Raw genomic sequence first — 19,693 nt, 5'->3', positions numbered from 1 at the left:
GCCATCTTCCGGATCACCGTGTTCTGACATATCATTTTACTGTTATTGGCTTAAAACGGTGAATTTCCCATGCGTCTTGAAGTCTTCTGTGAAGACCGTCTCGGTCTGACCCGCGAATTACTCGATCTTCTTGTTTTACGTAGCATTGATTTACGTGGCATTGAGATCGACCCTGTCGGGAAGATTTACCTCAATTTTGCCGAAATTGAATTTAATACCTTCAGTAGCCTGATGGCCGAAATCCGCCGTATCGCTGGCGTTACGGATGTACGGACTATCCCGTGGATGCCCTCTGAGCGTGAGCATCTGGCGCTGAGCGCGCTGCTGGAAGCGATGCCAGAGCCTTTCCTCTCTCTGGATTTGAAAAGCAAAGTAGAACGCGTTAACCACGCCAGCTGCCAGCTTTTTGCGCAGAGCCAGGACAAACTCAGCAACCACAACGCCGCGCAGTTGATTCCCGGTTTTAACTTCCAGCGCTGGCTGGACAGCAACCCCCAGAACACACATAGTGAGCACGTTGTTATCAACGGACAGAATTTCCTGATGGAGATCACGCCGGTCTATCTGAAAGGGGAAAGCAATACCCGCGTGTTAACTGGTGCGGTGATCATGCTGCGATCAACGTTACGTATGGGACGTCAGTTGCAAAACCTCTCCAGTCAGGATGTAGGGGCATTCAGCCAGATTATTGCCGTCAGCCCGAAAATGCGTCATGTGATTGACCAGGCCCGTAAGCTCGCGAGTTTGACTGCGCCGCTGCTGATTACCGGCGATACCGGCACCGGGAAAGACCTGCTCGCTCACGCCGTACACCTGGCGAGCCCGCGTGCTGCAAAACCGTATCTGGCGCTTAACTGCGCCTCTATCCCGGAAGATGCCGTCGAAAGCGAGCTGTTTGGTCATGCTCCGGAAGGCAAGAAAGGGTTCTTCGAGCAGGCGAACGGTGGTTCGGTGCTGCTGGACGAGATCGGCGAAATGTCGCCACGTATGCAGGCTAAGCTGCTGCGTTTCCTGAACGATGGTACGTTCCGCCGCGTGGGTGAGGATCACGAAGTGCATGTGGACGTGCGCGTCATTTGCGCCACCCAGAAAAACCTGGTGGAACTGGTGCAAAAGGGGATCTTCCGCGAGGATCTCTATTATCGCCTCAACGTCCTGACACTCAACATTCCACCGCTGCGCGATTGCCCGCAGGATATCATGCCATTAACGGAACTGTTCGCGGCTCGCTTTGCCGACGAGCAGGGGGTTCCACGTCCTAAGCTGTCTGCCGATCTCGGCACGGTATTAATGCGCTATGGCTGGCCGGGCAATATTCGTCAGCTCAAAAACGCCGTTTATCGGGCTCTGACGCAGCTGGAAGGATATGAATTACGTCCGCAGGATATCTTGTTGCCAGATTACGACGCCGGGTCAGTATCTGTCGGTGAAGAGGCGATGGAAGGTTCACTGGATGAGATCACCAGCCGTTTCGAGCGTTCAGTGCTGACACAGCTTTATCGCAGCTATCCAAGCACCCGCAAGCTGGCAAAGCGTCTTGGTGTCTCGCATACCGCGATAGCGAATAAGCTGCGTGAGTATGGTTTAAATCATAAGAAGGGCGACGAATAACAAAAAGCCTCTGTATAGAGGCTTTTTTTCTTTTCGCTTATTCCTTCGCAAGAGGCGTGGTTACGATTTCTGTTTTGGTGTCTCCCTGAATCGACGCAATTCTGTTTTCCACATCTTTCACCTGTTGCGGGTTGTGAAGCAGGGTATAGGTCAAATCAAACGGTAATGACTCCAACTTACTGATAGTGTTTTATGTTCAGATAATGCCCGATGACTTTGTCATGCAGCTCCACCGATTTTGAGAACGACAGTGACTTCCTGCCCAGCCTTGCCAGATGCTGCCTCAGATTCAGGTTATGCCGCTCAATGCGCTGCGTATATCGCTTGCTGATAACGTGCAGTTCTCCCTTCAGGCGTGATTCATACAGCGGCCAGCCATCCGTCATCCATACCACGACCTCAAAGGCCGACAGCAGGCCCAGAAGACGCTCCAGCGTGGCCAACGTGCGTTCACCGAATACGTGCGCCACAACCGTCCTCCGTATCCTGTCATACGCGTAAAACAACCAGCGCTGGCGTGATTTAGCGCCGACGTAACCCCACTGTTCGTCCATTTCCGCGCAAACAATGACGTCACTGCCCGGTTGTATGCGTGAGTTTACCGACTGCGGCCTGAGTTTTTAAGTGTCGTAAAATCGTGTTGAGGCCAACGCCCATAATGCGTGCACTGGCGCGACATCCGACGCCATTCATGGCCATATCAATGATTTTCTGATGCGTACCGGGTTGAGAAGCGGTGTAAGTGAACTGTAGCTGCCATGTTTTACGGCAGTGAGAGCAGAGATAGCGCTGATGTCCGGCAGTACTTTTACCGTTACGCACCACGCCTTCAGTAGCTGAACAGGAGGGACAGCTGATAGAAACAGAAGCCACTGGAGCACCTCAAAAACACCATCATACACTAAATCAGTAAGTTGGCACCATTACCAATCAAACTGCGTGCTGGCTCCTGGTTGCAGCTGCTTAACGCGTTTCTGCTCGCGTTCGATGGTGACGGGGTACGCGTAGCTGGTACCTGGCTCAATGCCTGTAACATAACCCTGTTTCAGCGTGTCGGTGTTTTTCCAGAGAGTCAGCACGGGCAACTGGCGAGTATCAAACTGAATTGACGCACCTTTATCACCGGCTTTATTGATCACCGCTGCAAGCGTTTCGTGGTTATTATCCGCGAGCGGTTTGATATTAAAGACCATCTCATCAAAGCCTTTTGTTGGCCCTGCGTAAGTCTGCCAGTCGTTAACACCGGCTTTGGCGTAATCATTGAATGGGCTCACGCTTACCGCCGGGGCAAGGAATCGCGCGCCTTCTTCGAGGATCGGTGTTCCAAAGTTACTGTGATAGATGATTTGATAATCATGAGGGTAATCAGCATGGTTAGTCAGAACATCATGCAGGCTGAACTGGTTGCTTCCAGGAACGTAACGCAGTTCGGTCATGGTCTGCAGATCGGCTTTCTTGAACGTACTCTCTTTGATTAAACCGCGAATGCGAATCTCATGTGGGGCAGCATCAGCAACTTCCACTTCCACCTGCGAGGCAGGCGTATTACCCGCCTTACCGTGAAGGGTATAGATTTGTCCATCAGCGGTGACCGGATGGCCTGTCCACTCATAGCCACATCGCACCATCATCTCATTGAAACCTTCCAGCCAGCCGAGTCCGTTTCGACTTTCCAGATTAATATAGGCCGGGTTCACGACCTCTTTAACTGGGGAATTCCACCCGAGTTTGGTACCAAACCCTTCGACATGCAGGAGATCCATGCCACGAGTCGGGCTTAACGCAATTGTCAGTCCATTTTTACTGCTGATGATGATGACTTTACTGCCTTCCTGTTTACCCCCGTGTAAGACTTTTTGCTCAATGCTGAACGTTTGATCTTTAACGTTCAGCTCACCGCTGGAAATCTTCCAGTTCCCTTTCTCCACACTGCTTTCAGCACTTGTCAGCACCCAGGTTTTAGCCGCAACTTGGCCAGAGATCAGTACTGCGAGTATCGTAAACGCCAGTTTGATTTTCATTTTCATTCCTTTTTGCTGAAACGATTATTTGATTTCGTAAGAAAATCTAAAGGTTTAACAAAAATGGAAATGTGATGTGCTTCACCAGGCATGAAAATATGAATTTTGGGGAATGGTTATGGGATATAGATCGCTATATTGTTAAATATTGCGAATGGTTTTGCACAATTAATGTGAATTATGGCAATAATAGCTTGAACGATTCAGCTTTGAGGAAATAAAAAACCCCGCCATCGCGAGGTTTAGAAAGTACTGTATAGATTGCTAAGCAATTATTATGCTTTCAGCACGTCCAGCGCAGCAGTGTAATCTGGTTCGGTGGTGATTTCGTTAACCAGTTCGCTAAATACGACATTGTCATTTTCATCAATAACCAGTACAGCGCGTGCTGCCAGGCCTTTCAGCGGGCCTTCCGCGATGCTGACGCCGTATTTTTCCAGGAAATCCTGGCTGCGCAGAGTGGAGAGGGTGATAACGTTGCTCAGGCCTTCGGCACCGCAGAAACGAGACTGGGCAAACGGCAGGTCAGCGGAAATGCACAGCACAACCGTGTTGTCCATTTCAGTCGCCAGCTGGTTGAACTTACGTACGGATGCAGCACAAACACCGGTATCAATGCTTGGGAAAATGTTCAGCACTTTGCGTTTACCCGCAAACTGAGCCAGTGTGACGTCAGACAGATCTTTAGCCACCAGAGTAAAAGCCTGAGCTTTGCTGCCAGCCTGCGGAATGGAACCTGCAACAGCAACCGGGTTGCCCTGGAAATGAACGAGTTGTGACATAGATATCTTCCTGTTTACATATAGTTAACGTCGGGGCTAGTGTATGCCATCAGCGGATAACACGGCAAACCAAATTTTTCGCCTTTCCGGGCCGCAAGGAGTCAGTGATGAGAAGCGTTAAAGTCTATGAAGAAGCCTGGCCATTGCATAGCCCATTTGTCATCTCCCGCGGCAGCCGAAGTGAGGCCGGTGTGGTGGTGGTTGAAATTGAAGAAGAGGGGTTTAAAGGTACGGGAGAATGCACGCCATACCCACGCTATGGAGAAAGTGCTGCGTCAGTGATGGCGGCTATCATGACCCTGGTACCCGATCTGCAAAAAGGGCTCTCGCACGAAGCATTACAGCAGCGTTTACCTGCAGGAGCGGCACGTAACGCTATTGATTGCGCGTTCTGGAATCTTGAAGCCGCTAAACAGCAAAAACCCCTGACATCGTTGCTGGGGGTGGCCTTGCCGCAATCGGTCGTTACGGCGCAAACCGTTGTTATTGGTGAGCCGGAACAGATGGCTGCCAGCGCAAAAGCGCTTTTTGATGCAGGGGCCACCCTGTTAAAGGTGAAGCTCGACGATCGTCTGATTAGCGAAAGAATGGTTGCCATTCGCGCGGCAGTGCCGTCGGCCACACTGATTGTTGACGCCAACGAATCATGGCATCCCGAAGGGCTTGCCGCGCGATGTCAGCTGCTGGCTGACCTGGGCGTGGCGATGCTGGAACAACCTCTACCCGCAAAGGATGATGCGGCGCTGAAGAATTTTATCCATCCGTTGCCTGTGTGCGCGGATGAAAGCTGTCATACCCGCGAGAGTCTGAGCGGGCTACAGGGCAGCTATGAGATGATCAACATTAAGCTCGACAAAACCGGTGGGCTAACGGAAGCGCTGGCCCTGGCGGCTCAGGCCCGGTCGGAGGGTTTTTCCGTGATGCTGGGATGCATGCTTTGTACATCCCGGGCGATCAATGCGGCACTCCCGCTGGTCAATCAGGCCAGTTTTGCTGACCTGGATGGCCCGACATGGCTGGCGGTTGACGTTTCACCGGCGCTTAATTTTACCAGCGGCGTGCTTCATCTTTGAGGCTGCCAGCGCAGAAGTTCCACCATCGCTTTTAAGTATTTTTCGCTGGCTTCATCGGATGAGATTGCCGGGAATTCAGCGGTGATACACGGTAAGCTCAAATCGGCGCACCAGCTTCCGAATGAGCCGGGCGTTTCATAGCCAACGCTGGTAACCAGCGGCAGGGCGAAAGCCTCTGCCAGCCATGCGCCCAGTTCGGTGTGACGTGGATCTTCAATACAGGCCAGCGGATCGTGGAAGGAGACAATCCAGGCGGGGTGGATCTTATGGATAAGCTGGCACAACGCTTGTGTTTCAGGCTCCGAACCCGGGGTGTCTCCCGTCAGCAGGACCACATCCCGCTCTTCGGCGGCGCTGTTCCAGCGATAAACCGTTTCCCCGGCATGCCAGTTTGCTGCCGGGAAATTACGGTTTAAGTCGACTCCTCTCGCATTCGCGCGTAATCCAAGCTGACAGCCATCCGGATTCACCGCCAGAATGACGTGATGACGCCGTAGTTTGGGCGTCAGTGTTCTCAGTGCACATGAGAGCGTGACGATAGAGGAATTTTCATCGCCATGCGTGCCGGCAATGACCAGACCGCTATTGCGATCGGCATCGGGGGCAGGGAACCAGATCAGCGATGCGCCTAAAAATGAGCGGCCATATTGCTCAGCGCCCGGCGGAAAGGCGCCTCGTTCCGCTCTTGGTCGGGTGATTGCCATACGAAATCCTGATAAAGAAGTCTCTACAGGCAGTGTTGTGCAAAATTCGCTGTTAATCAAATAGTTTCCTTATCGGTTGAGAATTGCCGCAAATCACTTTTCCGGGCGAAGGTATTTGCATTTCTCTTTTTCGAAACAAATAATTACGCATCTGCTTGTTATCTGAATTCATTAAAGGGGATCGTATGAAGCATCCTGTCTCGCGTCTTTGTGCTGCACTATGTCTGTGCGGACTCTCAACACTCTCGTACGCTGCTGATGTGCCACAGGGCACGGTACTGGCGCAACAACAGGAGCTGGTCAGACATATTAAAGATGAGCCTGCCTCGCTCGATCCGGCAAAAGCGGTGGGGTTGCCAGAGATTCAGGTGATTCGCGATCTCTTCGAAGGACTGGTTAATCAGAATGAGAAAGGGGAATTAACTCCCGGGGTAGCGACGCGCTGGCAGAGTAACGATAACCGTATCTGGACGTTCACCCTGCGTGATAACGCCAGGTGGTCTGACGGTTCCCCGGTCACCGCGAAGGATTTTGTCTACAGCTGGCAGCGTCTGGTCGACCCGAAAACCACCTCTCCGTTTGCCTGGTTTGCAGCGCTGGCGGGTATCAACAACGCCCAGGCCATTATTGACGGTAAAGCGGCACCAGACACCCTGGGCGTGACGGCGGTGGATGCCAGAACGTTACGCGTCCAGCTGGACAAACCGCTGCCGTGGTTTAGCAACCTGACGGCAAGCTTTGCGTTCTATCCGGTGCAAAAAGCCAACGTTGAAAGTGGTAAGGAATGGACGCGTCCAGGAGCTCTGGTTGGAAATGGAGCATACGTTCTTAACGACCGCGTGGTGAATGAAAAACTGGTTGTCGTTCCAAATACGCATTACTGGGACAATGCAAAAACTGTCCTGCAAAAAGTGACGTTCATTCCAATCAATCAGGAGTCGTCTGCCACCAAACGCTATCTGGCGGGAGATATTGATATTACCGAATCGTTCCCGAAAAACATGTATCAGAAACTCCTGAAGGATATTCCGGGGCAAGTTTATACCCCGCCTCAACTGGGTACCTATTATTACGCGTTTAACACGCAAAAAGGTCCGACAGCGGATGCCCGCGTTCGTCTGGCGCTGAGTATGACCATCGATCGCCGCATTATGGCGGAAAAGGTATTAGGGACCGGTGAGAAGCCAGCATGGCATTTTACCCCAGACGTGACGGCGGGCTTTACCCCAGAGTCTTCACCGTTTGAGCAGATGTCACAGCAGGAGCTGAATGCTCAGGCAAAAACCTTGCTGCAGGCTGCGGGTTACGGTCCTCAGCGCCCGCTGAAATTGAATCTGCTGTATAACACATCCGAAAACCACCAGAAAATCGCCATTGCGGTGGCGTCCATGTGGAAGAAAAATCTTGGTGTGGATGTCAAACTGCAAAACCAGGAGTGGAAAACCTACATTGATAGCCGCAACACCGGCAATTTTGACGTAATCCGCGCCTCATGGGTCGGTGATTACAACGAACCCTCGACGTTCCTGTCGCTGCTGACGTCAACTCATACCGGTAATATTTCGCGTTTTAACGATCCGGCTTACGATAAAATTGTTCACCAGGCGACGCTGGAAACGACGGCGAAAGCGCGTAACGCAGACTACAACATGGCGGAGAAAATCCTCATGGAAAAAGCGCCTATCGCACCTATCTACCAGTACACCAATGGTCGCCTGATTAAGCCCTGGGTGAAAGGGTATCCCATCAATAACCCGGAAGACGTGGCATACAGCCGTACGATGTATATTGAGAAGCACTGACGTATAGCCATCAGCTAAGCGAAACTGGCGCTAAGCTGCGCCAGTTTTTACTTACCGCACTATTCTAACAATGCATTAAATTTTGCCAGCCACTGGGGATGTGCAGGCCAGGCGGGAGCAGTAACCAGATTGCCGTCCACATGTGCCTGATCGATGCCAATATTCGCGTAGTGTCCGCCGCTGAGACGGACTTCAGGGGCACAGGCCGGGTAGGCGCTACAGGTACGTCCTTTCAGAATGCCAGCGGCAGCGAGCAATTGCGGGCCGTGGCACACGGCGGCAATCGGTTTACGCGCGGCGTCGAATGCCTGTACCAGCTTCAGCACGTCATCATTTAACCGCAGATATTCGGGGGCTCTCCCGCCGGGGATAAGCAGTGCGTCGTAGTCCTGCTCTTTTACTGCGGAAAAGTCGGCATTGAGCGTAAAACGGTGACCGGGTTTCTCGCTATAGGTCTGGGCACCGTCAAAATCATGGATCGCCGTCATGACATAATCGCCCTTTGATTTATCGGGGCAGACAGCATCAACCTGGTGACCAATCATCTGTAAAGCCTGAAAGGGCACCATCGTTTCGTAATCTTCGGCGTAATCGCCAACCAGCATCAGGATCTTCTTGCTCATCATTCCTCACCTCTGCGAATAAAGATGATTAAGATATAGCCTGGTATGGCTGAAATGCCGGAAATAAAAAAAGCCCGTCAGAGAACGGGCAACATAAGCAAATGATTTAGTGATTCGTTATCAACGTTACTGGATGATAACGCCGCGTATTTTACGTGGCGTTAAGGGATTCAGGTAGCTAACAAATTCGGTAGGTGAAACAATAAATTAAACGTGTGTTATGGCGTATCGAAAGTGGGGTAGAGGCTGTTTTCCAGAAATTCTACCAGGTACCAGATTTCACCGCTAAAAATAAACCAGAAACCAAATATAATAAGGCTCAGAATAATTAAGGTGAGTATTATTTCTGTTTTACTCATTGAAGACGTTACCCACCGCTATTCGGTTTATACGAGGCGGGCATTGTAACGGGGCTTTCCTGGATACTCCAGTTTCACGCTGCAAGGACCTTGTTGCGTCCATCATTTTTGGCGCGATAAAGCGCATCGTCCACACGCTTAAACAGGTCATCAATACTCTCACCCGGGGTATGTCGCGCCACGCCAATGCTGACGGTAAACCGAGGTAAGCCCGGGATAGTGATGCGGGAAACAGCAGAGCGGATCGATTCGGCAATCAGCAAAGCGGTTTCGAGGGATGTACGCGGCAGCAGGATGACGAACTCTTCACCACCCCAGCGGAACACCAGATCATCTTTCCGGCCACAGGCTTCCAGCGTTCGGGAGAGGGCGATAAGTACTTCATCACCTTTCAGATGACCAAAGAGATCGTTAATGTTTTTAAAATGATCGGTATCCACTAGCAGCAGGCTAAATTGCTGTTGCGCGGGAAGATGATTCTGGCTGGTTTGATCGATAAGGGTGTAAAACTGCCGACGATTGAGCAGACCCGTCATGGCGTCACGCGAGGCAGCGTGTTCCAGCTCTTGCTCCAGCCTTTTTTGCTCGGTGATATCGTGGATGATGCACAGCATGAGCTTGTCACCGTAAATCTCAAGAGGCCCGGCATACGTCTGAACATGACGAGTGGAACCATCGGCAAGACGGTGAACAAAGTTGAGAGGTTTATGACCACCGGGCAGTGCGGCAATTTCGGTCATAATGGGTATAACATCTCTTCCAAGAGTATTTATTTCCCAGGTATGTTTACTGCACATTTCATCATGTGAATAACCATAAAAATTGAGTGCAGCCAGGTTTGCATCGACGATTTGGCCATCGCGGGCAGGATCGATTAACAGCATCGGTGCGCTGTTGGTCAGGAAAAAGCGTGCGTAAAACCCCTGTTTTTTGCGCCGGTAGGTTGCAGAACGGCTGGCTTTCAGCCCGGAGACGATTTGCGAAGAGATCCCTTCGAAAACAATCACATCACCATAGGGTGCGTAGTGGGCCAGCGAGAGTCGACAGCTCAGTGGAGCATCTTGTCCATCCCGCTTAATGGTCCAGATTTCGACGATCTCCTGCTCCGTTTTGAGTTCAGAAACGTACATCGACAGCACAGTTTGCGCACTCGCGGAATAAATTCCTTTGCGTAAATCATTCAGTGTTTTGTCACCCATTACCTGAGCTGCGGCCACATTTGCAAAAATGATCTGTTCCGAAACAGCTGAAATAAGCCACACGGGTGTTTTAATTACATTCAGCGCATCAAAACCATTTTGCGACATAGGCATTTCCTGTTCATCGGCACATTGTGCCTGACAATCATGATCGGATTGACTCGTGTGTACTCTTTTGAAACATACTCTACTTAAACTCGTCAGGCATGATTTTTTTGTGAAATAAATACGTGTTCTGAATGAATTTTACCAATTGGTATAATTTGTTTGTCTGAGTTCTTCTGCAACAGCAGCCACGGCACCTGTTCGGCAGGTAAAGGACGGGAAAAAAGGAACCCCTGCAGATAATCGCAGCCGAGGCTGGTCAGTACCGCTTGCTGCTCTTCTGTTTCGATCCCTTCTGCAACCACATTCATCTCCATGGTCCGCGCAATGTTGATAATGGTTTCCACCAGCTTGCGGCTTTTTTCATTTTCCAGCATCGACATCACAAAACTTTTATCAATTTTGAGCTCTTTTGCCGGAAGAACGCTCAACATCAGCAGGTTTGAATAGCCAGTCCCGAAATCATCAATCGAGACGGTGATCCCCGCTTGAGTAAACGCATTGAGTAACTCGATACTGCGGTCGAGATTTTTAAGCGCGGTACTCTCAGTCACCTCAAGGATCAGCCGGGAAGGAGACAGGTTATATTTTTCCAGCATCGACGATACGATATAGAAGATGTCTGGCTGTTCGAACTGAACAGGGGATAAGTTGAATGACAACGTCCACTGGCTAAAACCTTGTTCAGTCCAGAAATGAAGCTGTCGGCATGCTGCTTCAATTGCCCAGTTGCCAACCGGAATAATTAAACCTGTTTGTTCCAGCGAGGGTAAGAACAGATTAGGCAGCAACACCCCTTGCTCAGGATGGCGCCAGCGGAGAAGCGCTTCAAAACCGTGAATCGTTTTCTCTTCGGCATGCCAGGTTGGTTGGTACCAAAGTTCAAACTGATCGCGTTCAAGTGCCTGGGTGAGTTCCTGCAAAAAGCCAGGTTTAGCCGGAACCGCCGTCGACATTTCAGTCCGGTAAATAGCCCAGCCATTACGGCCATCCTCTTTAACGTGATGTAAAGCCGCATCCGCCTTCAGTTTAAGTTCATGCAACGTTTCTCCATCCTGTGGGTAGAGGCTAACCCCCGCGCTGACGGTTGTACTTAACGTGTGTCCACAGATTGAAAGAGGACGACGCATATCCCCGAGTAACGTAGCGAGCAGAGCATTGAGTTTGTCGTCGTCGCATTCTGGAACCAGTAAGATAAAGGCATCCCCTCCTAGTCTGGCCAGGGTCATCTCACGCGTGAGTCGGGCCGTGATGCGTTGTGCAAGCGTGATTAACAACTCATCACCGACATTGTGACCCCAGGTATCGTTGACGCGTTTGAAGTGATCGACATTCAGGAAAATCACGGCAAATTGCTTGTTGCTGAGCAACGCGCTGCGCAGACAATCCTGCATGCGAATATCCATCTGGTGGCGGTTGGCGAGTCCAGTGAGTGCATCAAAGCGAGCCTGTAGCTCTAACTGGCGGTTGAGTTGTCGAAGATTTTCCGTCAGGCGATTGGTGCGCCAGTGAGAATCTACAAGCGAGATAATAAGCATTACGCCGAGCAGGGTGAGCGTAGTGACCGAAACCCAGATAGACAATCCCAGCTCGCTGATCCCACCGGGGAGGGTATGTGACATTTCATGAAAATGCGCGGCACTCATACCGGTATAGTGCATCGCACAGATGGCGGCGCCCATAATAAAGGCTGCAAGAATGCGACTGACAAAAACCCCTTTGTGAATATCGCGCAGCCGGAAAGCCAGCCACAGGGCAACGCCGGAAGCAACAACGGCAATCAGCACAGATAAACCCACAATACGCCGATCCCAGACGATGCTGCCGTCCAGCATCAATGCGGCCATACCGATGTAGTGCATAGACACCACGCCCGCACTCAGGATCACCGTGGCGAAGAACAGTCGAAAGGGAGAAAGTTTTTTGCCGGTGACGGCAATATTAATGGCCACGGACGACGCAACAACTGCCGCACCCAGAGACGCAAGTGTTAACCAAAGGTCGTAGCTCATCATCATTGGCATTTGCATCGACAGCATGCCGATGAAGTGCATTGACCAAATCCCGATGCCCAGCGTGACGCCTCCGGCAATGCGCCAGAACATTGCCGCCTTGCGGCTGGAAAGGGGGATTTTCCCGGCGCTGTCCAGAGCGACAAAGGAGGCGATAAAAGCCACCAGATAAGAGATGGCGATGAGTACAGGGTCCCACGATATATTGAGCATTATGCAATCCCACTCCTGAGAGGGTTACCGATTTCGCCTGCCGGGCACATCTCTATCTGGCAACGAACATGCGCATTAAACAATATTAGTTATTTATCGTGAAAAATGGCCAGTCATATTAAAACTCTAAAAATAGTAAGGAATATAAAATATATTCCATTTATTAATCTATGTAGCATTGCTAAACAAACAGGAATAACTATAGCAAAGCTCCTTAAATATGAGGCTAAAAACAACCTCTCACCGCAGGGGATGGTATCGCTTAACGTGGCAGGAGACCAGTATCGCAGCATGCCACGCAGAACATTTTTACTAATACACTCTTTTTATCTGACTTAAGCTAAATCTCAGGCAGCTATCGGTAAAACAAAAAACCGACGGTGTTTGTGAGGACAAAGTTCAGAGCCGATGCTATAAGTCTAAATGCCGACCAAAATATAAAACGTGGGTATAATCATGCTAAGAAATATTAGTGTCAGAACCTTCATTGTCTGGTTTCTTTTTTGTCTTTTTTTGGTTAATGCAGGTGTCGTTGTTCTATTTTCCAGCAATGTCTCACTTTTCGTTTCACTTAATTTATTAAATTTCGTTGCGCTATTTTTACTTTGGGGCTACATGACAAAGTATCTTGTGACACCGATCAATACTGTGAAAAAAAGTATTGAAGACGTGACCGCAGGCAATCTTGGCGTGTCTATTCCTGAGTTTGGTAATAACTGTGCAGGCAGATTAATCCCGGGGATTAATAGCCTCTCCAGCAACATTGCCACGCTTGTCCGGGAGATCAGGGCATCGTCGCAAACCGCCATGACGTTATCGGATCAACTCTCTTCCCGAAGTGCGCAGCTCTCGGTGAAAACGGAGCAACAGTCTGCATCTCTGGTGCAAACTGCGGCCAGCATGGAACAGATGGCCGCGAGCACTAAAAACAATGCCGATAACACCCGGCTGGCGAGCGAACAGGCGAATGTGGCGACGTTACAGGCTCGCAAGGGAGGAGAGCTGATGGGGCAGGTCGCGACTAATATGCAATCCATTACCGAATGCGCACAGCAGATGACAGAAATCATCTCGCTCATCGATGGTATTGCGTTCCAGACGAATATTCTGGCGCTTAATGCGGCCGTCGAGGCGGCGAGGGCGGGAGATCATGGAAAAGGTTTCTCTGTGGTTGCGGAAGAGGTAAGAAACCTCGCACACCGCAGCGCGGAGGCCGCGAAAAATATCAAAGCGCTGATTGAAGTCACCAGCACTAACGTCACTCAGGGTGTCACTGTTGTGTCTCAGGCAGAAAAGAATATGCATGAGATCGTGGCGGGGTCGGGAAAAGTTAGCCGGTTGATGGACGAGATTTCCACGTCCACATCAGAGCAGGAGAAAGGCATTTCTCAGATCACTCTGGCGTTGTCCGAGCTTGAACGGGTCACGCAAAGCAATGTGGCGATGGCTGAGGAACTCAATGGTTCATCTGATGTGTTGCGTAATCAGGTGATCGAACTGCAGACGCGCACACGTAACTTCCGGCTTAATAATAACGATGAGGCAGACATCACGTTCTCATCACATGCGGGCAATTTGTCGTTCCACCCGCGACCCGGTCACTCCCTGTAACGGAACAAAAAAGCCTGGTACGCCGGGCTTTTTTTATGCTTCTACCCAGCGATTACGTCCCTGCAGCTTCGCCATATACAGGGCTTTATCCGCACAGCCAATGACCGATTGGGGCGATTGCCCGTGTGTCCAGAGCGTCAGCCCCTGGCTCACCGTTACGTGAGGATTGACTGGGGAGAGGGCGTGAGCGAATGCCTGGCTTTCCAGCATGCGGGAAATGCGTTCCGCAGTTGATCGCACCGTGCCGGCATCGGCCTCGGGGAGTAAGACCATAAACTCCTCGCCACCCACCCGGCCTACAATGCCTTCGTTTTCACGGCTCGCAGATTCAAGTACACCCGCAATCATGATCAGACAGCGATCCCCTTGTTGATGCCCGTAATGGTCGTTGTAGAGTTTAAAATGATCGACATCCAGCATAATCAATCCAAATCCTTTCCCATCCTGCTGATGGCTGGCAATTTCCTGATCCATACGCGCTTCAAAACTTCGACGGTTGGCTAACCCGGTCAACGGATCTTTGCTGGCGAGCAGACCTAGCTGATGAATAAGATCGGCGTTTTCTTGTTCACGTTGCAGCGCAAGAATAAACCAGCGGTTAAGGATCCGTCTCCCGGATTCAATTAAGCCTGCCAGTAAGACCCATTGCAGCGCGCTCAGGACGGTGAGCTGAGTGGGGTGAAACAGTGTGGTAACCAGAATGGTCACCCACACAGGGATGATAAAACTTAATAGCACTCTGGGGTCGAAATAGAGGGAAATGAGCGACGCAAACAGTAGGAGTGCAGCGAACGGGAAGATGATCCGAATATCTTCACTGGTGATTAATACGTAAAAGCACGTCGCCCAGCAGAGGCTTAATCCGACAACAACGCCTTTGGCCAGGCTTCTGAGCCAGGGAGCGTTTTGCAGCGGTGCCATTCGTAGTATAAAGAGTACGCCTGCCGAGAGGGTAAGAATGATAACCATCATGCCTTCCATCAATCCTGCTGGATGAAGGGAAGGTGTTAACACCCCAATCGGAGCAAAATAACGTCTCCCCAGGATGAACAGCGAAAACAATATGTTCACCCACAGGAACCAGGTCATGCTGGTTTTTATCGCGATTGCGCGCATTTCTGCCAGGCGCAAATCGAAGGCGACGCAGTTCTTTTTTATGGTCACGCACTTACCCCAGCATCTTTTTAGAACAATCCAGCAGCATTTCTTTAACTCTAATGATTTGCCTGCGACTGTCTACAGGAACCTGTTGCAATACGCTCAATTCCTGAGCGATTTCAGCGCGATGCCGCATATAGTTGTTGCTTAACCCCTGATGAAAGCTAGACTGACATCGAAAGAGCTTAAAAGGCGGAGGCGCAGTGGAGAGCATTAAAGGATCTGAACTTAACGTTCCTGACGCAGTTTTTGCGTGGGTGCTGGATGGGCGCGGCGGTGCCCGACCGCTGGAGGATAGCGATGTCATTGATAACGAGCATCCTTGCTGGCTACACCTGAACTACACCCATCCGGACAGCGCTGACTGGCTGGCTTCGACGCCGCTCTTGCCTAACAATGTGCGCGATGCGCTGGCGGGAGAAAGCCTGCGACCTCGCGTGAGCAGAATGGGAGACGGAACGTTGATTACCCTGCGCTGCATTAATGGCAGCACGGATGAACGTCCCGATCAGCTGGTTGCGATGCGCGTCTATATGGATGATGGTCTGATTGTTTCCACCCGTCAGCGTAAAGTCCTGGCGCTGGATGACATTGTTAACGATCTGAAAGAAGGTACCGGGCCGATCGACTGTGGCAGTTGGCTGGTGGACGTCTGCGACGCCCTTACCGATCATGCGAGCGAGTTTATCGAAGAGCTGCACGATAAAATCATCGACCTGGAAGATAACTTGCTCGATCAGCAGATCCCACCGCGTGGATTTCTGGCGTTATTGCGTAAGCAGTTGATCGTTATGCGTCGTTATATGACACCCCAGCGTGACGTATATGCCCGTCTGGCAAGCGAAAGACTGACCTGGATGAATGACGATCAGCGACGCAGAATGCAGGATATCGCCGACCGGCTGGGCCGCGGGCTGGACGAAATTGATTCCTGTATCGCCAGAACGGCAGTGATGGCAGACGAAATCGCCCAGGTGATGCAGGAATCCCTGGCGAGAAGAACCTATACAATGTCCCTGATGGCGATGGTATTTTTGCCCAGCACGTTTCTGACCGGCTTGTTTGGTGTGAACCTGGGGGGAATTCCGGGGAATGCCTATCGCTACGGCTTTACCGCTTTTTGCGTCATGTTAGTTGTTGTGATTGGTGGTGTTGCATGGTGGTTACATCGCAGTAAATGGCTGTAAATTTACGTTTTTTTCACGTTTTACGCGGTTCAAAACGCTCTTTTAATTGAGCGAAGTCAATAAACATCTACCCCGTAAGGTGCAATATTACTCCCGCAGGTGAATGCAACGTCAAGCGATGGGCGTTGCGCTCCATATTGTCTTACTTCCTTTTTTGAATTACTGCATAGCACAATTGATTCGTACGACGCCGACTTCATAGTCGGCTTTTTTTTGCCTCCTGTTTCCCAGCGTCTACCCTAAGAAGAGTACGCCTAAACCTGGAGGGAAATATGAGCATGCCATTGTTACAGTCCATTCCGACCGGCCCAACCCCCAACGATCCCGTACCGATGCCCGATCCCATCCCGCGTCCTCAGCCGATGCCCGACCCGCCGCCAGATGAAGAACCGATTAAAATGTCGCATCAAACCGCGAGATCTGCGAGGATACGCGCCATCTGACTGCGAAGATGACCACGAGAGATTATTGTGACTGCTTTTTCTACCCTGAATGTTCTGCCCGCCGCCCAACTCGACAACCTCAACGAGTTGGGTTACCTCACGATGACGCCGGTTCAGGCGGCGGCACTGCCCGCTATTCTTGAGGGCCGTGATGTACGCGTACAGGCGAAAACGGGCAGTGGGAAAACAGCGGCATTCGGTCTTGGCTTGTTGCAACATATTGATGCCGCGATGTTTCAGACCCAGTCTCTGGTATTATGTCCCACCCGTGAACTGGCAGACCAGGTCGCGGGTGAACTGCGTCGCCTTGCGCGTTTCCTGCCAAATACCAAAATTTTAACCCTCTGCGGCGGACAGCCTTTCGGTGCTCAGCGTGATTCGCTCCAGCATGCGCCGCACATTATTGTCGCGACGCCAGGTCGCCTGCTGGACCACCTGCAAAAAGGCACCGTTTCGCTGGATGCGTTACAAACGCTGGTGATGGATGAGGCAGACAGGATGCTGGATATGGGCTTCAGCGATGCGATTGACGAGGTGATCCGTTTCGCTCCGTCCGATCGCCAGACGCTGTTGTTCTCTGCCACATGGCCGGAAGCCATCGCCGCCATCAGCGGCCGCGTGCAGAAAAATCCGCTTACCATTGAAATCGACAGTGTTGACGCCCTGCCAGCCATTGAACAGCAGTTCTTTGAAACTTCGCAGCAGGGAAAAATCCCTCTCCTGCAGAAATTGCTGAGCCAGCATCAGCCTGCATCCTGCGTGGTGTTCTGTAATACCAAAAAAGACTGCCAGTCAGTCTGCGATGCGCTAAATGCGGCGGGGCAGAGTGCATTGTCGCTGCATGGCGATCTGGAGCAGCGCGATCGCGATCAGACGCTGGTCCGTTTTGCCAACGGCAGCGCCCGTGTACTGGTTGCGACCGACGTGGCGGCGCGGGGGCTGGATATCAAATCGCTTGAGCTGGTGGTGAACTATGAGCTGGCGTGGGATCCTGAAGTCCACGTCCATCGTATCGGCCGTACGGCGCGAGCAGGAAACAGCGGCCTTGCGATCAGCTTCTGTGCGCCGGAAGAGGCGCAACGCGCCAATATTCTCTCAGAAATGCTGCAGATTAAGCTGAACTGGATGACCCCACCAGCCGGTGTCAGCCTCGTGCCGCTGGAGGCTGAAATGGCGACGCTGTGCATTGATGGCGGTAAAAAAGCCAAAATGCGTCCAGGCGATGTATTAGGTGCGCTGACAGGAGATGTGGGTCTGGATGGGGCGGATATCGGTAAGATTGCGGTGCATCCGTCACATGTTTATGTGGCGGTTCGCCAGACGGTTGCGCATAAGGCCTGGAAACAGCTGCAAAACGGGAAAATTAAAGGGAAAACCTGCCGCGTTCGTCTGCTGAAGTAAAGGATATAGCGTCTCAGAATCTCTTTCTGAGACGCTATCATTTTATTTCACTTCGAGTACGTTCAGACGCAGTTCTTCGAACTGATTGTCATCTTCTTCTGGCTGCCAGCCAGCAGGCTGCATAGGGATCTCTTCCCGATCAAACGCCAGATCGCCGCCATTCACCACGTCTGATTCGTGGTTGATACCTTTGAAGTCGAACAGCTCAACATCCGCGAGGTGGGACGGCACAACGTTCTGCATCGCGCTGAACATGGTTTCGATGCGACCCGGATAACGTTTGTCCCAGTCACGCAGCATGTCGCCAATCACCTGGCGCTGCAGGTTCGGTTGAGAGCCACAGAGGTTACATGGAATGATCGGGAATTCTTTGGCCTGAGAGAAACGCTCAATGTCTTTTTCGCGGCAGTAGGCAAGAGGGCGGATGACAATGTGCTTGCCGTCATCGCTCATCAGTTTTGGTGGCATGCCTTTCATCTTACCGCCGTAGAACATGTTCAGGAACAGTGTCTGCAGGATATCGTCGCGGTGATGGCCCAGCGCAATTTTGGTTGCGCCCAGTTCCGTTGCGGTGCGATACAGAATGCCGCGGCGCAGACGGGAGCAGAGAGAGCAGGTGGTTTTCCCTTCCGGGATCTTCTCTTTCACAATACCGTAGGTGTTTTCTTCAACGATTTTGTACTCAACGCCCAGCTTCTCCAGATATTCCGGCAGAATGTGCTCCGGGAAGCCCGGCTGTTTCTGGTCAAGGTTGACCGCCACCAGGGAAAACTTCACCGGCGCGCTTTGCTGAAGATTACGCAGGATCTCCAGCATCGTGTAGCTGTCTTTACCCCCTGACAGGCAAACCATAATACGGTCACCGTCTTCAATCATGTTGAAGTCTGCAATGGCCTCGCCCACGTTACGGCGCAGTCGCTTTTGCAGTTTGTTCAGGTTGTATTGCTCTTTCTTTGTATTTGCTTGATTTTCTTGCATGTATTACTACCTTCGGAGCCAATAGGGGCAAAAATTTTTCAGCGCGCGAGCTTATCGTTAAGCATCAGCACCTGTTCGCCATTCATTTCTTCAATCCACGCACCGTAGACTTCATAAACCATTTGCGCGTTTTCATGCCCCATCTGGCTGGCTATGAAAGACGGTTAGCGCTGACAGATAAAAGCCAGCAGGCAAAAGTATGCCGCGTATGGTACGGATTCCGGCGGCGAATGCCAGCACGTTTTACAGCAGCGTTAAATCTGGCGCCGATACTTGATAAAGAGTAGTAGGCCTTCTGTATGCCCTTGCGCATCCTGGGCATGAAAACAAATCGCAGGCTCTGGCAGATCGCTTCGCCAGTGGCGAGACTTTTAGTATCCATGGAAGAAGTAGCGAATCTTCAAGCCGATA

General features: G+C 51.3%; 16 protein-coding genes and 3 pseudogenes. 7 read left to right on the top strand and 12 right to left on the bottom strand.

Features of this window, described 5'->3' with window-relative positions:
* The first annotated feature begins 69 nt into the window (after window positions 1–69).
* Entirely contained in the window at window positions 70–1,611 is a 1,542-nt protein-coding gene (gene tyrR / locus ACLHV8_RS11465; protein ID WP_208595292.1) for a transcriptional regulator TyrR, read from the top strand.
* Window positions 1,612–1,648: 37 nt separating this feature from the next.
* Here tyrR and ACLHV8_RS11460 read toward each other — a convergent pair.
* The 4 genes and pseudogenes from ACLHV8_RS11460 to tpx all read right to left on the bottom strand — a co-directional run.
* Window positions 1,649–1,780 (bottom strand): annotated as a pseudogene (locus ACLHV8_RS11460) (DUF4432 domain-containing protein); the annotation flags it as partial.
* A 7-nt stretch (window positions 1,781–1,787) separates the two neighbouring features.
* Window positions 1,788–2,484 (bottom strand): IS1 family transposase gene (locus ACLHV8_RS11455; RefSeq protein ID WP_174491968.1). Its coding sequence is split into 2 segments (ribosomal slippage): window positions 1,788–2,232 and window positions 2,231–2,484, totalling 699 coding nucleotides; the frame shifts between segments, so codons are not numbered across the junction.
* 56 nt (window positions 2,485–2,540) lie between these two features.
* Window positions 2,541–3,632, bottom strand: a pseudogene (locus ACLHV8_RS11450) (aldose 1-epimerase family protein); the annotation flags it as partial.
* A 275-nt stretch (window positions 3,633–3,907) separates the two neighbouring features.
* Window positions 3,908–4,414: a thiol peroxidase gene (gene tpx / locus ACLHV8_RS11445; RefSeq protein WP_049006931.1), complete on the bottom strand. Its 507-nt coding sequence runs from the start codon at window positions 4,412–4,414 to the stop codon at window positions 3,908–3,910.
* 107 nt (window positions 4,415–4,521) lie between these two features.
* Between tpx and ycjG the strand changes: the two genes are divergently transcribed.
* Entirely contained in the window at window positions 4,522–5,487 is a 966-nt protein-coding gene (ycjG, locus tag ACLHV8_RS11440) for an L-Ala-D/L-Glu epimerase (protein WP_208594865.1), read from the top strand.
* Here the strand turns inward: ycjG and mpaA are convergent.
* Complete coding sequence (gene mpaA, locus ACLHV8_RS11435) at window positions 5,478–6,191, bottom strand: murein tripeptide amidase MpaA (protein ID WP_028018833.1); 714 nt, start codon at window positions 6,189–6,191, stop codon at window positions 5,478–5,480. The two genes, ycjG and mpaA, sit on opposite strands and share 10 nt — an antisense overlap.
* Window positions 6,192–6,376: 185 nt before the next feature.
* Between mpaA and ACLHV8_RS11430 the strand changes: the two genes are divergently transcribed.
* A complete protein-coding gene (locus tag ACLHV8_RS11430) occupies window positions 6,377–7,993 on the top strand; it encodes an ABC transporter substrate-binding protein (RefSeq protein ID WP_208594863.1) in 1,617 nt (538 codons plus the stop codon).
* 59 nt (window positions 7,994–8,052) lie between these two features.
* On the opposite strand, the gene ACLHV8_RS11425 is transcribed toward ACLHV8_RS11430, so the two are convergent.
* From ACLHV8_RS11425 to ACLHV8_RS11410, 4 genes are all read right to left on the bottom strand, one after another.
* On the bottom strand, window positions 8,053–8,616 hold the full coding sequence (locus ACLHV8_RS11425) for a DJ-1/PfpI family protein (protein ID WP_028018835.1): 564 nt from the start codon (window positions 8,614–8,616) through the stop codon (window positions 8,053–8,055).
* 218 nt (window positions 8,617–8,834) lie between these two features.
* Window positions 8,835–8,975, bottom strand: coding sequence for an Ecr family regulatory small membrane protein (locus ACLHV8_RS11420; RefSeq protein ID WP_049006936.1), 141 nt, complete (start codon window positions 8,973–8,975; stop codon window positions 8,835–8,837).
* A gap of 74 nt (window positions 8,976–9,049) precedes the next feature.
* Window positions 9,050–10,282 carry a sensor domain-containing diguanylate cyclase gene (locus ACLHV8_RS11415; RefSeq protein ID WP_128347597.1) on the bottom strand — a complete coding sequence of 411 codons (1,233 nt, stop codon included), beginning with the start codon at window positions 10,280–10,282 and terminating at the stop codon, window positions 9,050–9,052.
* Between the two features lie 92 nt (window positions 10,283–10,374).
* Window positions 10,375–12,504, bottom strand: a complete 2,130-nt coding sequence (locus tag ACLHV8_RS11410; protein WP_028018837.1) for a putative bifunctional diguanylate cyclase/phosphodiesterase — start codon at window positions 12,502–12,504, stop codon at window positions 10,375–10,377.
* Window positions 12,505–12,960: 456 nt separating this feature from the next.
* Here ACLHV8_RS11410 and ACLHV8_RS11405 point away from each other — a divergent pair, with 456 nt between their 5' ends.
* The gene (locus ACLHV8_RS11405; protein WP_208594867.1) at window positions 12,961–14,115 is read left to right on the top strand and encodes a methyl-accepting chemotaxis protein; all 1,155 of its coding nucleotides are present in this window, start codon (window positions 12,961–12,963) and stop codon (window positions 14,113–14,115) included.
* A 33-nt stretch (window positions 14,116–14,148) separates the two neighbouring features.
* Here the strand turns inward: ACLHV8_RS11405 and ACLHV8_RS11400 are convergent, their stop codons facing one another.
* Complete coding sequence (locus ACLHV8_RS11400) at window positions 14,149–15,279, bottom strand: GGDEF domain-containing protein (protein WP_208594862.1); 1,131 nt, start codon at window positions 15,277–15,279, stop codon at window positions 14,149–14,151.
* Window positions 15,280–15,476: 197 nt separating this feature from the next.
* Between ACLHV8_RS11400 and zntB the strand changes: the two genes are divergently transcribed.
* The 3 genes from zntB to dbpA all read left to right on the top strand — a co-directional run bounded on the left by zntB (window position 15,477) and on the right by dbpA (window position 18,304).
* Entirely contained in the window at window positions 15,477–16,460 is a 984-nt protein-coding gene (zntB, locus tag ACLHV8_RS11395) for a zinc transporter ZntB (RefSeq protein WP_049006940.1), read from the top strand.
* 272 nt (window positions 16,461–16,732) lie between these two features.
* Window positions 16,733–16,903: a hypothetical protein gene (locus tag ACLHV8_RS11390; RefSeq protein WP_154231563.1), complete on the top strand. Its 171-nt coding sequence runs from the start codon at window positions 16,733–16,735 to the stop codon at window positions 16,901–16,903.
* Between the two features lie 27 nt (window positions 16,904–16,930).
* Window positions 16,931–18,304: an ATP-dependent RNA helicase DbpA gene (gene dbpA / locus ACLHV8_RS11385; protein ID WP_208594861.1), complete on the top strand. Its 1,374-nt coding sequence runs from the start codon at window positions 16,931–16,933 to the stop codon at window positions 18,302–18,304.
* Window positions 18,305–18,346: 42 nt separating this feature from the next.
* On the opposite strand, the gene ttcA is transcribed toward dbpA, so the two are convergent.
* Window positions 18,347–19,282, bottom strand: coding sequence for a tRNA 2-thiocytidine(32) synthetase TtcA (gene ttcA, locus ACLHV8_RS11380; RefSeq protein WP_028018842.1), 936 nt, complete (start codon window positions 19,280–19,282; stop codon window positions 18,347–18,349).
* Between the two features lie 38 nt (window positions 19,283–19,320).
* A pseudogene (locus ACLHV8_RS11375) lies at window positions 19,321–19,625 on the bottom strand (tyrosine-type recombinase/integrase); the annotation flags it as partial.
* Between the last annotated feature and the right edge of the window lie 68 nt (window positions 19,626–19,693).

It is taken from the genome of Enterobacter sp. CPE_E863, assembly GCF_046521465.1.
Taxonomy (GTDB): Bacteria; Pseudomonadota; Gammaproteobacteria; order Enterobacterales; family Enterobacteriaceae; genus Enterobacter; species Enterobacter adelaidei.
This window is presented reverse-complemented; position numbering and strand designations above follow the sequence as displayed.